The organism is Rhizosphaericola mali (assembly GCF_004337365.2).
In the GTDB taxonomy this organism is placed as follows: Bacteria; Bacteroidota; Bacteroidia; order Chitinophagales; family Chitinophagaceae; genus Rhizosphaericola; species Rhizosphaericola mali.
In genome coordinates this window covers 1,219,697-1,235,461 of the sequence record NZ_CP044016.1, presented here as the reverse complement: position 1 = coordinate 1,235,461, position 15,765 = coordinate 1,219,697, and the positions used below count along the sequence as shown (strand labels likewise).

The window sequence follows — 15,765 nt, the reverse complement described above, 5'->3', positions numbered from 1 at the left end:
ATTAATGGATCATTTCTTTTATCGTTTCAATATCGTCAATATCATTCACCCTTTTGTCTTTTCGCCAACGTAAAATTCTAGGAAAACGAAGCGCTACGCCAGACTTATGCCGATTACTAAAACCAATTCCTTCGAATGCTATTTCAAAGACCAACTCGGGTTTTACCGTACGCACGGGACCAAATTTCTCCAAGGCATTTTTATTGACAAATCTGCTCACTTCCTGAATTTCTTTATCCGTAAGTCCAGAATAGGCTTTTGCAATAGTTACTAACTGATCCTCTTTTTTTACAGCAAAAGTATAGTCCGTATAATAGGAACTTCTACGTCCACTTCCATTTTGCGCATAGATTAAGACGGCATCGATCGTCATTGGTTCTATTTTCCATTTCCACCAATCTCCTTTTTTTCGACCCACATGATAAGGCGAATCTACATTTTTCAACATCACACCTTCGCTATTAATTTCTCTGGCGTTGGCACGAATATCGGGTAATTTGTCCCATGTTTGAATGGAAATAATTGGGGAAAGTGAAAATTTTTCTGACTTGTTTTGCTGAAATAATTGTTCCAACTTTGCCCTTCTTTTGGATAGTGGAAATGCTCTTAAATCCATACCATTTAATTCCAACAAATCATAAGCAAACACAACAATTGGAATTTCTTCCTGCATTTTTTTGCTGATTGTTTTGCGATTCAATCTTTTTTGCAATTCACTAAAGTCTAGAACTTTCCCATCGTTGCAAGCCAAAATTTCCCCATCTAAAACAAAATCGCCTTGCCATTTTTGCAAATCTTCTAATAGTTCGGGAAACTGTGCATTGACCAATTCTTCACCTCTAGACCAAATGAAATTCTCCTCCTTTCTTTTAATGAATTGCCCGCGAATGCCATCCCATTTATATTCTATTTGCCACTGATCTATATTTCCCAATTCCGCCAAATCCTTTTCCAAAGGATATGCCAAACAAAATGGATAAGGTTTGGACAAATTTGTATTGGAATACTTTCCTAAAACCAAACTATCAAAATCTACATCTTTTATATCCCAATCGCCCATAATCGAATGTGCGACGGCGCTCGGTTCTAGTTGAAAATGTTTAGCGATAGCATTGATTAAGGTCTTTGCAGAGACGCCAATCCTGAAACTACCACCGATCAATTTATTAAATATAAAACGCTCCGTAAGATCCAAATGATGCCAAGTATGAATAACAAATTCCTTTTTTCTCTCTTCAGTTCCATCCTTTAATTGAGTAATTTTGTCCATCCATTCCGAAAGAGAAAATTCCCAAAAATCCTTTGCTGACGGTAAAATTAGCGCAATCGTTTCTCCCAGATCACCCACAGACAAATACGATTCCACAAACAACCATTCGGGAATGTTGGCTTCCTGCATCGCCCATTGTTTCATCAAGGCAGAATTCACCATTCGTTTCGGCCTTTTGCCCGTAAACAAAGCCAAAAACCAAAGTTTGTCCGCATTGCTCGCTTCTTCCAAAAAAGAAATTATGGCGTCTATTTTCGCATTAGTTTTATTGGTGCTATCTAGCGTTTTTATCAATGTCGCAAAGGTTTTCATGCTTCCTCCTGATTTTGATTTTCCGTACTTTCTTCCTCATTCCCAAACTCCGTATGCAACTCCACTGCATGTATGCCGATCTCATTGAGGTATTTGGTAAAAATCGCTGTTTGACCATGCGTCACATAGACTTTTTCCGCTTCTGTTGCCTTCACAGCGGTTAATAAATCTTGCCAATCGGCATGATCTGAAATGGCGAAACCCGCGTCTGCACTGCGCCAACGCCTTGCGCCACGCACTTGCATCCAACCCGAACAAATGGCTTCGCTAGCATTGGGAATTTTTTTAATCACTTTTGAGTCAAACAAAGCAGGTGGCAACAGTACAATTTGCTGGTCAAGATGCTTCACATTTTCACGTAAATCGACTGGTTGCCAATTGGGTAAATTGATGCCTACACTTTCATACGCTTCGTTCAATTTAGTGATGGAATAATGCACATAAATATTTCCCAATCCTTCTAATGCTTTCATGATACGTTGGGATTTACCCAAAGAATATCCTATAAAAACAGAAGTTTTTCCAATTTTTTGATTTTGAAAAACCCATTGCCGGAGTTGTTCATTTTGCTGCTCCACAGACAACCAATTGTAAATGGGTAATCCAAAGGTACTTTCCGTAATAAACTCATGGCATTTTACAGATTCAAACGGTGTGGTGATGCCGTCGTTTTGCAATTTATAATCGCCAGAAACTACGACTACTTTTCCTTTGTATTCTAGTCTGATTTGCGCCGATCCTATAATATGCCCCGCAGGATGCAAACTCAATTGAACACCATTTATGTTTATAGTTTGATTATAGTCAAGCGTTTCAATTTGAATATCAGGGGATATACGACTCCTCAAAATAGGTGCCGTATAAGGATGACACAGATATTTTTTCATTCCCCATTTGGCATGATCTGCATGTCCATGCGTAATCACGGCTAGATCAACCGGTTTCCATGGATCAATGTAAAATTTTCCAATAGGACAATAAATGCCTTCTGAACGAAAATTTAAAAGATCATATTTACCCATTTATTTTTTCCTTTTTCTTTCAAACGAGAAAACGTCGGCGCGCTCATCTTTTTTTCCTTGTAAAATATTGCGAATCACCTGCGCCGCAATCATACTAAAGGTAATGCCATTGCCACCATAACCCAAAGCAAAAAACATGCGCTTTTTCCTAGGCCATGTGCCAATATAAGGCAAACCATCTTTGGTAGAACTAAAAGTGCCGCACCAAGCCATTTCTGTTTCGAAAGGAATATCTGGATACGTTTTATGAAACTGTTTTTCCAACTTTCGGATTTTTTCTCTTAGTAAATCATCCCGCTTTATAGGATCTTTAAATTCTTCATCTTCACCACCGATCATCATGCGATTGTCGGCTGTAGTACGCATATAAAAATACGGTTCCTTGGTTTCCCAAATAAGTGACCGTTCAGGCCATAATTCTTTTTCATGTACGGGTTTTGAAATAAGCGCATACGTAGATTGTAATTGCATGACTTCCTTGGGTAAAAATTGTCCCGCCTCAAATCCGGCAGCAATTACGACATATTTGCATTGGATCGTATGGCCATTTTCGGTTTGTAGTTCGTACCCATTTTTAACTTCCTGCCATTTCACAATCCTAGTATGGGTAAATAATTCGAGTTCTGATTTGGCTAAATGATGTTGCAATAATCCCGTAGCTGCTGCATAAGCATCCATTTGTGCTGCTTCGTTATTTTTCAATGCCCCAGGAGCATCAATATGGTGTTGTTTTTTGAGATCTTTTTCTTCCAAATAAGATACAGGCAAACTATATTTTTCCCGAATAGCATATTCCTTTTCCAATAGTTTAAGATCTTTTTTGTAAGAAGCCAACCAAACACTAGAAACATTTTTATAGTCTGCATCTACCTTTGCATCCTTCAATACTTTACCAATATCATTTATGGACGCAAGACTTGCATGATAGGCCTTAACCGCAACCGACTCCTCAACAATATCCACCATTTTGCACAACGGAACGTCTATTTCATATTGGAGCTGTGCTGTACTTGCAACCGTACTTCCCGTGCTAATCGTTCTTTTGTCAAAAACAGATACTTTAATACCGGCTTTGCATAGTTCGTGTGCTACAAGTGACCCTGTAATACCCGAACCAATAATGGCAATTTCTGTTTTGTGTTTTTTGTCAAGTGGATGAAAATAATCATACATCTTATTTTTTACCAACCAGAATGCGAGACCTGAGTGTAAATCCATAAGTTAATTTTTTTGAACACTTGAATATTATATAATGATAAAAGAGATTTTTAAGTAATATAAAATAAGTTTTATCTTATTTAAAAAACAAATAAAATCTAATATCAAAGCTAACATTCTTTGTTCAAAAAATACGATCCATTAAAACTATATAAATGGAAAATGATGTTGAGTAAAGTTTAATACCATGAATAATGTATAGTTGTATTTTAAGCTATTTTTTAACCTTTATAACGACCAATTTACTAAAAATAGAATATAAGAGGATGATTGTATCTGACCATAGTTATGGATTTGGCAGATGGCAATATTATAAGCTATATAGGCCGAAAAATGAGCCAAACTTTGCATGTTAGAGAAATGACCATCGATACATTAAAAAAAGACTTTCCGGATGGAACAATAATGAGCGAGTTAAATAATAATCCGACAGAATTATAATAGATTTTAAAATGAAATATCAACATTAAAATTGGTAATTCTAGTGACACTAATAACATCAGCAGCACCAATCCAAATGGATTTATGAGAATAGTTTTTTTATATTTAATGATTCTTTAGGTCATAATAAAGTCGTATTTTATTAGCTCCAAATATTCTCAACCTTTATATATCCTAACACTTTTCTTGATCAATTTATAAGATGTACTAGAGATTCTATAATCACTTGAAGTCTGTAATATGATAAATAAAAAAGCAAATTTGCAACAAAGAATGCATTTATTTTCCTTAATACATACTACAATACATCATTAGATTTGTAAAGAAGTCTAAACAAAGAATTTACACCTCATGATAAATACTATACATTGTAAAAAATCTAGTTTTAATCATTTTGAGTCCATTGTTTTTCAAAACTAAAATAATCTACATCTTTTGGATTTTGACCATTTAAATGCTCCAAGCAATTGTCTACAAACATCTTCCAACGTACATAATAGAAAGTTTTCATCATTCCACTCCATTCCTTATTAGCATAATCGTGCAGATTTGTATTGGGGTTAGTAGTTGGACCCCAAATTGTGAGCTGCATTTTGGCATTATCGTTAATAAAATTATTCTGGTTATCTTTTTTACCCATTTTTTGCGCTTCCGTTAACCATTTATTCAAAGTGAAATATTTATTTGTTGACAATAGTGAATCTTGAGAAAGTATACCATTTAAAAATATGGTTGCGTATTTCTTAAAATTTGCGATACTCTTTGACTTATAAGCATCAATCATATTTTTGTAGTCAATTTCTGCTTTGTCCGAATTCATTTGACGCATAAAATCGACTTTATCCGTTTTGTAGGTTTCTGAGGACCCATTACTTTTTAGCGCATTTGCAAATAATTTAACACCTTTTGCAAAAAGTGCAGTGTCATAATTGCGATTTCTAGAACCCCAGGAGGAGGCACTTCCCGCTTCTAAAGATGGCCTGACGCAATAAATACATTCTGGGGGACCTTCTTGTTTTGCAGGAAAACTTCGATATACAGTTTCTGTAAAAATGGTCCACGCTTTTTGTAAATTTTGATTGTCAGTACCATATCTTGCCTTAACAAAAGAAGGAATCCAATCATTCACCTCCACTTTATTTTTGTTCCAGTTCAGATCCAATACGAACTCGTAAACAACAGGATTATTGTTGATCCCTTCAGGCATAATCCCGACGCCTTTCATATACTTCGCATATTCGCTATTTTTTGCACGATATACTTGATCTGCAAATCGTTGTAATTTACCATACAGGCCTTGCTTTTCTCCAAAATTTGTCACAGTGCACCATACAAATGGGGTATTATTATACCCCTTTCTGATATACCAATTCTCGGTATTTTCTCCAAATAACTCTTGAATCAATACATGAGATTTGTCCAATTTATCTAAAAGTTCATCCGTAGGATTTCTTTGCCAACCTTGCAAAACCCAAGTAGCATTTGGAACATTTTTCTGCATAGACACTTGGATTAGCTGCGCGCAACGCACAACATCAATTCCTTTTGTAATGCCGCCCTCATGAAAAGGTTCTCCACCAAAATAATGTATATTATTACCATATAATTCTTTAACAGCATCATAGTAAGCATTTGCCATTTCAGAAAAATGAATATCTGTTGGAAGTAAAATTTCTGGTCTTTTAAATCCACCAGCCCAATTACCTTGATCCACAATATTCCAGTCCGAATGTTTAGTTCTCAAATCATCTGGCACCATACCATAAAACCCTTGAACAATTGGCTCGATTCCAAGTTGGTTCATTCGTGTCAAAATTTGCTTTTCCAATACATATTGATTATCAATATATTGTTTGAATACAGGACCACCCCAACCACTCAAATTTCCCATCAACCACCATGCAGTAAAGGCTGGACCAGGAAGGAACTTCGCAATCTCTTGGTCGCTATACCCATATTTGTACAGCACTTTTTGCCAGACTTTTTCATCACCTACTGGTGCTAACATGAGGTTAACGCCATTGAGTGCCATATAATCCAACTCATGCGCCCATTGTTCCCATGTATAAAAAGGCATCGAATAGTTAATCGTGCAGTAATTCAATGCGTAACGTGTACTAAAATTTGATACAATAGTTTCTTTCTTTGTTATTTGGGGTATAAAACTCGGCGCACTTAGATTATCACCCATGTGTGACAAACTTCTACGGCAATACATTTTTAAATAATAGCCCAATCCTTTAGTCGCAGCGGAAGTCGACGAAGCTCCGATAACCACTTTTTTGTTTTTGCTTTCTAAGGTAAAAACATCATTATCATCCGCATTTTTGTCTATTTTTTTAAATAAAATTTTTCCATTTAACCATGGAACGCGACGTATTACCAAGTCTTGAGCCGCCTTAAAATCTTGAGCATTAAGCTGAAAGCAGAGAATAACGACTAATGAGGTAAGCAATATTTTTTTCATAAATTTAAAAGACTGTTAACTTGTTTATTTTGTTGTATTGATAATTTTGATAAATGCAGGAGCGGACATCCACATTTGTTGCCAGTCCTTTCGTCCCAAATAATCGGCAGCCAAATTACCTAATAAAATATCAGGATCTCCATCTCCATCTAGATCTTTTACATCCATACATACCCACCTTCCTAATGGTAAATCTTTAATTATCATAGGATCAAATTCGAGATTTCCTTTTCCTTCAAAGTATATAAATGATTCTTCAGGATGTCTTTCGTAATCTGCAAAATAGGAAATTGCTGCCATGTCTAATTTACCATCCATATTAAAATCTCTTACAATAGCTTTATAGCATCCATCCATATGAATAAATTTAGCCAATTTAAATTTCAAATTTCCTTCATTCAAATAGATATAAATACCGTGATAGGGTTTTAAAATAGAGGAATAATCATTGTTATCACCACAAGTATATATAATATCTTTCTTTCCATCACCATTTACATCGATTAACTCAAAATTAGTAGAGCCGTAAACGGACGGAAATTGCAGGATAACCTTCTCTTCAAAATATCCATTTCCTTTATTGATAAATAGTGAAATACCTTCTTTTGCCTGCCCAAATAAAGTCCAAATGTCTTTTAAACCATCCTCATTTACATCCTCTATATAAGATTTTAATGCACCAGGTGTAGGTCTTAGTATCTTTTTTGTATAATGTCCATCTCCCTTATTTTTATACCAAGAATAATTCCCTCTTAAAAAACCAAATTCATCCACAAGTATATCATTTTTCCCATCGTTATCTAGATCAACTATATGACTATCTACTGCACGATTAAGACTATCTAAAATTATCTTTGGATGTGAATCTTTTCCTCGATCCAATAACATAATATTTCCAGAAACGCTATTCGGTTCTGGTTTAAATGCGCCAATATTTGTAATTTGATAATCATTCTGATCAATTCTACAAGATGTCACCATATTTTGAACATCTATAGATCGCTGTTTTTCTAGTTGCGTATTATATACTTCCAAGGCACGTGATGTAGCACTTCCGATACAAATCGATTTACCAATACTATCATAGGCAATTGCCGTAGTAAAAGGCATACCTGCAGACTTTGGAGAGTATACACTAAAAACGTTTGTTGCCTCATAATTTTTATGTTGATCAATTTTGAAGCTATCAGGCGCATTTTCCAATATATATTTCGCAATTTTTTTAAAATCTTCAGGAGCGATTGATATACGCTGAGGAAGAGTTGCCGTGTCTTCATATTTTCTTTCCCCCGTCAATGCGACTATACTATCTCCGGAGTATCTTAGTCCCATAAAGTTAGACATTACAGGAAGTACTTTTTCCCAACTAGACTTTGTTAATAATGAGGGTGTAGGCGCTAAATGACAAGCACCACAATACATTTTGGTTAATTCTTTTCCAGAATTTTCGTTTTCTTTTTTATTTGTACAACTATTTTGTAAAACAACCACCATAATGGCAACAATAAATGCTAGTTTATTTTTCATTTCAAATTTTATAGTCAACGCTTTTCGGTATCTTTTTCCCTTTTTCATAGTTGCAACTATTCTATTATAAATAGATTATTAAGTCACGCCTAATTTTACTATTCGAAATCCGATTAATCAAGGTATAATTTTCCTATCATAGATTTATACATTTTAATTAATTGTCGATTCAAAAAAAACAAACTTTTCATTTTAGAATTTTGAACATAATCATTCAAAATATCAACCTATTATTTTCTAATTCAAAAAGAAAAATAATAGGTTGAAAAAATCACTATATACTAGATCTAATTTTAATAACCAGGATTTTGTTTTACTATTCCATTTGTCTCAGTAATTACTTTTTGAGGTAAGGGATATAATGTATCATTAGCTGTTGCAAACGCTGATCCTTGACTAGCTGCATAACTTACGAAAGTACCCCATCTAATCATATCTTCTCTACGTTGTCCCTCACACCATAATTCAAATAAACGTTCATCCATGATCTTGGATTTAAAACTTGTATAATCTAATGATCCCGAATTATAATTCGTAACCCCGGCACGAGTTCTCACATCGTTTATCAAACTATAAGCATCCGCTGTAGGTGCATGATTAACTTCATTTAATGCTTCCGCCAGTAATAGTTCAACATCCGCGTATCTCCAAACTACGATATCAGTACCCATATAACTTGTAGTAGAAGTCGGATCAACACCATATTTTTTGGGAATAGCACCAATAAAGGAAGCATAGTATGTACCATTTATAGTTCCTCCGGTCTTTGCATCAAATAATGTTCCTGCCGCATCCACTGCATATCTTCTAAATAAAACGCTAAGACGTTTGTCATTTGTTTCAAACTTGTCGTAAGTAGTCCAAGGCATTTTATAACCACCCCATTCCTGTAGATTCATACCACTTGGATCTACATAAGCAGGAGCTGACGGCAAGACATTAGCTAACCAGTTATTATAAGAACGAGTTGCATTTGCGTTACAAGGTATGGCTAATATTATTTCAGAATTTCCGCCTTTATTATCATAACTAAAGTTTTTAGAATAGTCAGAAATTAAGCTAAAACCAGAGCTCTTGATCTGTTCTCCAATCGTAACGGCATCGGACCATCTATGTTCTTTCATATATAGTTTCATCAAACCAACTAAACATGCAGATTTAGAAAATCTGCCATAATCACTTCCAGTGAAAGAATTCGGTAATACTGCGGCTGCAGCTTTATAGTCGTTTTCAATATATTGCACCATCGTATCATGCGAGGGACGTGGAATTGGAGTCGCTGTTGGATCCGCAGCAGCTACCGGATCTAAACGAATGGGTACAGGTCCATAAAAATTATACAAAATCTGTGAATAATGTGCTCTTAACGCTCTTAATTCTGCTATGTACTGATTTTTCAATTTAGTATCCATAGCAATGTCTTGTATTTTGCTAATATCTATAGTAATTTGAGATATGAATGGCATCATAGCCGTATAGATTCCCACAATGACTCCATCATCTATGGAAAACTGCAAATCATTCATCCTTTTCCAACCTGGCCAACCCCACGAACATATAGTTTCATCCGTTTCCATACTAGATTGTATTAGCCAACCATTATTTGAACCACCCCATCCAGCTTCATATGTATTTCCCATAAGCATACCACTATACATCGACGTAACAGCTGCTTTTGCATCAGATGCAGTGTTGAAAAAATTATTTTGTGATAATTGACTATAAACCGAAGGTTCAAGCTTTTTTTCGCAAGAAGAAAAAAGGAATATGGACATCATTAATAAAAGAACTCCAAATTTATTATATCCATTGCGTTCAATATAGGTCTTATTATGCTTTTTCATTTCAATGATTTTCAAATTAGAAAGTAATGTTAGCTCCGAGATTAAAGGATTTTGTAAGAGGATATGCCGCAAAATTCTGTAGTTCGGGATCCGCTCCTTTGTATCCTGTAAGGATAAATGGATTTTGAACTCCCGCGGTAATTCTAATATTTGAAAATACATTCTGTCCTTTTAACATTGAAGCGGGTAATTGATAGCCAAAAGTGATATCTCTACAACGTATAAAATCTGCTTTTTCATACCAAAAGTTAGAAGCACTCGTATAAGCTTCGTAGCCTGTATTTAATCCTGTTGGCCAAGAAGCATTCGTATTTTGATAAGACCATCGATCTTTTACTACTGATAGAGCATTCCATCCAAACTGCGCCATATTTGCTTCCATTAAGAAAGAATATTGATAGTCCGAATTAAGTTTTAGTGCACCCACATTACCATAAAAATAAATCGCTAAATCAAAATTTTTATATTTGAATGTATTACCAAATCCAAAACTTAACTTAGGTACATTGCTACCTAAATAGGTTTCATCCGCTGATGAAATTTTTCCATCTGGAGTCCCCGTCAAATTTCCATTTGTATCATAACCATTTAAATCCTTAATCATTAATCCTCCTGGAATTAGACCTGGCATCGCAGCTGGAGCGGCACCATTTCCACGATAAATACCATCATTCTGATAACCATATATAGCTTCGTTATCAAATTGACCTTTCGGATTTATATATTTAGGAAGTGTAAGTAATGCCGATGGTGAGCGGCGTATCCAATAACTATAATAATGAGATAAAGTTAAGTCTGTAGACCAAGAAAATCCACGATTCGTTGCTGGTACAATATTCCTTGAATGAAGACCTATTTCCCAACCATGTGTTCCTGTTTTACCTGCATTTCCAGCATAAGATGTTACTGGATAATCCGTTGTTAATGGGATAAATGTCAAAAGATTAGTAACATATTTTTGAAAATAATCAAATGATCCAGAAATTCTGTTGTTTAGTATTTGATAGTCTATACCAAAATCTAACTCCCTATTAGTTTCCCATGTCAGATTAGGATTAGAAATCTGACTTAATGCAACTCCAGTAGCAATTGTATTGTTGTAGACATAATTATTCAAACCTGCGGCATAGAGTATTAGCGCATTCTGTCCTATATTACTGTTGCCCGTTGTGCCATAACTTGCTCTCAGTTTCAATGAACTCACTACAGGTAATATATTTTTAAAAAAATCCTCATCCGAAACCATCCATCCTAGAGCTACGGATGGGAAATAACCATATTTTCTGTTCTGAGCAAAAATAGAAGAACCGTCTCTTCTTACAGAAGCCGTCAAGGTATATCTATTATCTAAAGTATAAATAGCTCTTGCAAAATAAGAAGCCCAAGTTTGACTCGATTTGAAGGATCCAACACTGGGTTTAGTACTTGCACCAGCGCCTAGATTATTATACAGAAATGCATCTGAAACAAAACTATTATTCTGCGCGTTAAATCCATCATTATTGTTCAATTGGTAGGAGTACCCTGCAATTGCATTGATACGTTGGTTTCCTCCAATACTTTTAGTATAATTTAAGGTATATTCAAGTAATTTTGAAGTTGCATTTGTTTCTCCAATTGAAGCATTTCCTCCGGTTCTTGCTCCAAACAAAAAAGTTGTAGGAAGATAAGCTGAGCGTTTTGCTGTTGATTGATCATAACTAAAATTTGCTCTTGCTTTCAATCCAGGAATGATATCCCATTCACCCCATGCATTCCCCAATAAACGTTTAAATTGTGTTTGATCTGTAACAGTTAAATAACTTAATGGATTAGGAATGGCTGGATAGTCTGTGTTGGCAGTAAATGACCCATCTGCATTTTGCAATGGTAAATTTGCTGGCCAGTACAAGGCAGCAACAATAATACCTCCACTTTGAGCGAGACTTGTACCAATAGACTGATTATTTGTGGTAGAATTAGAAGAAATGGCAGAAATCCCAACTTTTATTTTATCACTGATAGTTTGCGTCAAATTTACCCTAGCATTATACCTTTTGTAGTCAGATCCACGAATGACTCCTTTTTGATCCAAGTAATTGCCTGAAATGTAATACTGTGTTTTTCCACTCATTCCAGAAATTGACATATTATGTTGTTGGACAAACCCATTACGCGTAATCGCACGCATTGCGTTCGGACGATTGGGCGTAGTATCAATTTGTGTTTGTGTATATCTTGGAATAAAAGCAGCAACGCTATTTGCCTCAGCAGTTCCATAAGGAGCTAGTTTATTATCTCTTAAATATTTTTCATACAAAATACCGTTCCTTTCTTCCATATAATCTTTAGTATCAAAAATATCATAGAACTTACTCATTTTCTGAAATGCTCCATTAAAACTATATTCCACCTTAGCAGCACCGTTTTTACCTTTCTTCGTTGTTATGAGTACCACTCCCCCTCCAGCTTGTGCTCCATAAATAGCAGCTGAACTAGCATCTTTCAATACTTCAATGGATTCAATATCATTAGGATTAATAAAGTTCAGTGGAGATTGATTACTACCACCGCTTCCATAAACAGGATTGCTCGCAGGATCGGTTGCCGAGTTATTAAAAGGTACCCCATCTACTACATATAGAACGCCAGTAGAGGCAAATGATGGATTGTCTCGAATCTTAACACTAACTGCAGCACCTGGTTGTCCAGTTGTCTGAAATGCGGTCAATCCTGGTACTCTTCCGGCAAGCGCTTGTAATACATTCGTGTTGGATGTGGTGTTTAAAGCATCCCCTTTTATGCTAGAAATCGCTCCGGTCACAGTTTTTCTATTTACAGAACCATAACCAATTACTACAACTGAATCAAGCGAACTATTCACTTCTTTCAATATAATATTGAGTTTGCTCACTGATACAGGCACTACTTGTGTTTGATAGCCAACATGCGAGATTTCCAATTCTGAGGATTCGTTTTTTACTTGGATAGTAAACTCTCCATTTGCATCTGTAGAAACGCCGTTGGTTGTACCTTTTTCCAACACAGATACACCTTCTATTCCTATATTGTCTTTATTGACAATTTTGCCAGTTATAGTTGTTTCATATTGTATCGGAAATCCTGTCAATACTACCGTATTCGCTCCCAATAGTTTGTAGGACAACTTCGTATTTTTTAAAAGAATTTCGAGTCCTCTTTGCCAGGATAAATTTTGGAAATCAACATTCACATTGCGAAAAGAAGAAACTTGGTCGTCATTGTATACAAAATGTATAGACGTTTGATCTTCTATTTTCGCCAATACCTTTTTAAGCGTCGTTTTTTCTAGTCTTAGATTTACTCTTGATTGTGCAGAACCTTTGAAAGCGGACGCTTGTACACAAAAAGCACAAATCATGATTAATACTAATTTTCCCATTAACAAGGATTTTAATATGAAAGAAAAGGGCAGCACTTTTCTATCCACATTTATTTTTTTCATAAATTTGAATTAAGTAGTTAAAAAATTTTTGCTGTGATTACAGCTTAAGTTGTTTTAATGCACAGGGGATGTGGCAGCATTCCCTGTTTTTGTTTAGTTTATCACGTCATTTTCTCTCATTTTATTAATATAGATTTATAGTGTCCTTGTGTAATTCATAACTCAATTTTCCGGTTTCTTTTAAGGTTTCCAAAACAAATGAAATTGGTTGGTTCTCAAACTTCCCAGTGAACTTTACTGTGTTTAGTTTTTCATTTTTTATTACTAGCGTAACGCCGTACCATTTTTCCAGTTTTTTAGCAATCGTAATAAGTGGTTCGGAATCAAATGCTATCGTATTTTCTAACCAAAGTGTATCTTGAATAGCCTTTTTTTGTCCAAGATTAAATTTTTCTATAATGACAGAATCATTGGTCATATCGAGCTTAACTTTTTCATTATTATCTACAAGTATTTTATGGAAAATTTTTAATCGATCTCCAGGAAGAAGTATAATATTCTTTTTATTTGTACTTTTAAGAGATACCTCAATCTTGCCCCTCACCAGTAAAGTTTCCATACTAGAATCATCCGCATAGGATTTTACGTTAAAAGCCGTCCCCAAAACCTTGATATTAGCATCCTGCGTATGTATAATGAATGGATGTTTTGCATCTTTTGCCACGTCGAAAAAAGCTTCACCTAACAACTTCACCTGACGAGTCGCTCCTGTAAAATTTTCTTGGTAGGTTAATTTGCTATCTACGTTTAACCAAACTTTAGTTCCATCTGGTAATAATATAAATGATTTGCTTCCTTTTTTTGTAGTTACAACATTACTATTTTTCCATTCTGTATTATTCATATTATTATTGCTATACCATCCATATATTAGAAAACAAACTAAAATTGCAGCCGCAGCACTCGTAACAAATAATCTTATTTTTTTTGCTTTATTATTGGTCGGTATTAATTGCGAACTATCTGAAACCATCGACTCTTCTCCATCAAAATTTCCATTTGCATGCATTTTCGTAAATAATGCCGCGTACGCTAATTCACTTTCCTTAATATCGTTTTCCACCAATGATTCATTTTCACAGATAAAAAAATTATACAAGTTATTAAACTCTTCTTGGCTATTTCGAAGCAATTCTAACTGTCTCAATTCTTCTTGATCTGCCGTATGAGACAGTTTTTTGTACAATAATTTTAAAAATTTGTTTTCGTCCATGATATTGTCCTGTCTATATAAGACAATAAAAAAAGTAGAACTCCCCAATTGAATTCTACTTTTTTTAAAAATTTATTTTTGAATTTTATTCTTTAATACTTCTGAGAGTTTCTGCATGGCTATTTGAAGGTGTCTGTCCACGGTTTTTTCTGACAATCCTAATATATCGGCTACCTGTTTATAAGGAAGTCCATACTCCCTAATAAGCTTAAAGACAAGTTGACATTGAGGTGGAAGGCTTTCAATATGCGAAATTATCTTTTTATGGAATTCTTTCTCTATCGAAATAAATTCAGGAGAGTAATTGTCTACATTATGACTAATGGGTATATTATCAATATCCCAATGCGTATATTTCCTAACCTTAGTTAAATAATTGAGCGCTCTATTCTTGACTGATTTAAATAAATATACCTTGAGGTCTATTACTTCCATTAACTGCTCATTTTTTAACCAAAGATTCAGCATCACATCAGAAATAATCTCTTCAGATAAAGATTTGTCATTAATGTAAATAGAACAAAATCTTAAAAGCGATCCGTGAAATTTCATAAAAAGCGTACGGAATGCTTTCTCACTTCTATTAATTGCAATATCATATTTTAATTGATCAATCAAAAACATACATTTCGGTGTGACTAATTCTCAATTCATAACGATTAGTTAATAGACTAAATTAATATAAATTTAATTAGTAGCAATAAATAAAATAAGATTTTAGCATTATTAGTATTTATCAAAACTTGAACTAATTGTATAAATTACCAACAGAATTCATACCGACCTGCCTAATATATTAGAGCGTGTTTACATAAATAATTATTAAATTTAAATTATTATGAAAACTGGAAAAGCCGTGATTTACACCATCAATACCAATTTCAAATGCTCCACGACTTTCCTTGATTTACAATTCAGATTATAGGGATCTAGCCATTGAACCAAATAATTTGTTCTTGGCCCACAACATCCAATAGTAAGCGAGATT

The 15,765-nt window shown here is 34.6% G+C and carries 9 protein-coding genes; all 9 read right to left on the bottom strand.

Translation table 11 applies throughout. From position 1 onward, the window contains the following. Position 1 precedes the first annotated feature (1 nt). A complete protein-coding gene (locus tag E0W69_RS05370; RefSeq protein WP_131329004.1) occupies positions 2-1,582 on the bottom strand; it encodes an ATP-dependent DNA ligase in 1,581 nt (526 codons plus the stop codon). Beyond that, on the bottom strand, positions 1,579-2,604 hold the full coding sequence (locus tag E0W69_RS05365) for a ligase-associated DNA damage response exonuclease (protein WP_131329003.1): 1,026 nt from the start codon (positions 2,602-2,604) through the stop codon (positions 1,579-1,581). Before E0W69_RS05365 ends, E0W69_RS05370 begins: the two co-directional genes overlap by 4 nt. Next, complete coding sequence (locus tag E0W69_RS05360) at positions 2,605-3,822, bottom strand: NAD(P)/FAD-dependent oxidoreductase (RefSeq protein WP_131329002.1); 1,218 nt, start codon at positions 3,820-3,822, stop codon at positions 2,605-2,607. Positions 3,823-4,648: 826 nt separating this feature from the next. Next, positions 4,649-6,730, bottom strand: coding sequence for an alpha-N-acetylglucosaminidase (locus tag E0W69_RS05355; protein ID WP_131329001.1), 2,082 nt, complete (start codon positions 6,728-6,730; stop codon positions 4,649-4,651). Positions 6,731-6,754: 24 nt separating this feature from the next. Beyond that, positions 6,755-8,305, bottom strand: coding sequence for an FG-GAP repeat domain-containing protein (locus E0W69_RS05350; RefSeq protein WP_131329000.1), 1,551 nt, complete (start codon positions 8,303-8,305; stop codon positions 6,755-6,757). 245 nt (positions 8,306-8,550) lie between these two features. Continuing rightward, the gene (locus E0W69_RS05345) at positions 8,551-10,101 is read right to left on the bottom strand and encodes a RagB/SusD family nutrient uptake outer membrane protein (protein ID WP_225321402.1); all 1,551 of its coding nucleotides are present in this window, start codon (positions 10,099-10,101) and stop codon (positions 8,551-8,553) included. Positions 10,102-10,117: 16 nt separating this feature from the next. Beyond that, the gene (locus E0W69_RS05340; RefSeq protein ID WP_131328999.1) at positions 10,118-13,564 is read right to left on the bottom strand and encodes a SusC/RagA family TonB-linked outer membrane protein; all 3,447 of its coding nucleotides are present in this window, start codon (positions 13,562-13,564) and stop codon (positions 10,118-10,120) included. A 124-nt stretch (positions 13,565-13,688) separates the two neighbouring features. Then, positions 13,689-14,777, bottom strand: coding sequence for a FecR family protein (locus tag E0W69_RS05335; RefSeq protein ID WP_131328998.1), 1,089 nt, complete (start codon positions 14,775-14,777; stop codon positions 13,689-13,691). Between the two features lie 72 nt (positions 14,778-14,849). Then, positions 14,850-15,395: an RNA polymerase sigma-70 factor gene (locus tag E0W69_RS05330; RefSeq protein ID WP_191967976.1), complete on the bottom strand. Its 546-nt coding sequence runs from the start codon at positions 15,393-15,395 to the stop codon at positions 14,850-14,852. Positions 15,396-15,765: the final 370 nt, after the last annotated feature.

Coding starts and splice junctions, on each gene's coding strand:
- E0W69_RS05370 (WP_131329004.1), bottom strand. CDS start 1,582: ATGAAAACCTTTGCGACATTGATAAAAACGCTAGATAGCACCAATAAA.
- E0W69_RS05365 (WP_131329003.1), bottom strand. CDS start 2,604: ATGGGTAAATATGATCTTTTAAATTTTCGTTCAGAAGGCATTTATTGT.
- E0W69_RS05360 (WP_131329002.1), bottom strand. CDS start 3,822: ATGGATTTACACTCAGGTCTCGCATTCTGGTTGGTAAAAAATAAGATG.
- E0W69_RS05355 (WP_131329001.1), bottom strand. CDS start 6,730: ATGAAAAAAATATTGCTTACCTCATTAGTCGTTATTCTCTGCTTTCAG.
- E0W69_RS05350 (WP_131329000.1), bottom strand. CDS start 8,305: ATGAAAAAGGGAAAAAGATACCGAAAAGCGTTGACTATAAAATTTGAA.
- E0W69_RS05345 (WP_225321402.1), bottom strand. CDS start 10,101: ATGAAAAAGCATAATAAGACCTATATTGAACGCAATGGATATAATAAA.
- E0W69_RS05340 (WP_131328999.1), bottom strand. CDS start 13,564: ATGAAAAAAATAAATGTGGATAGAAAAGTGCTGCCCTTTTCTTTCATA.
- E0W69_RS05335 (WP_131328998.1), bottom strand. CDS start 14,777: ATGGACGAAAACAAATTTTTAAAATTATTGTACAAAAAACTGTCTCAT.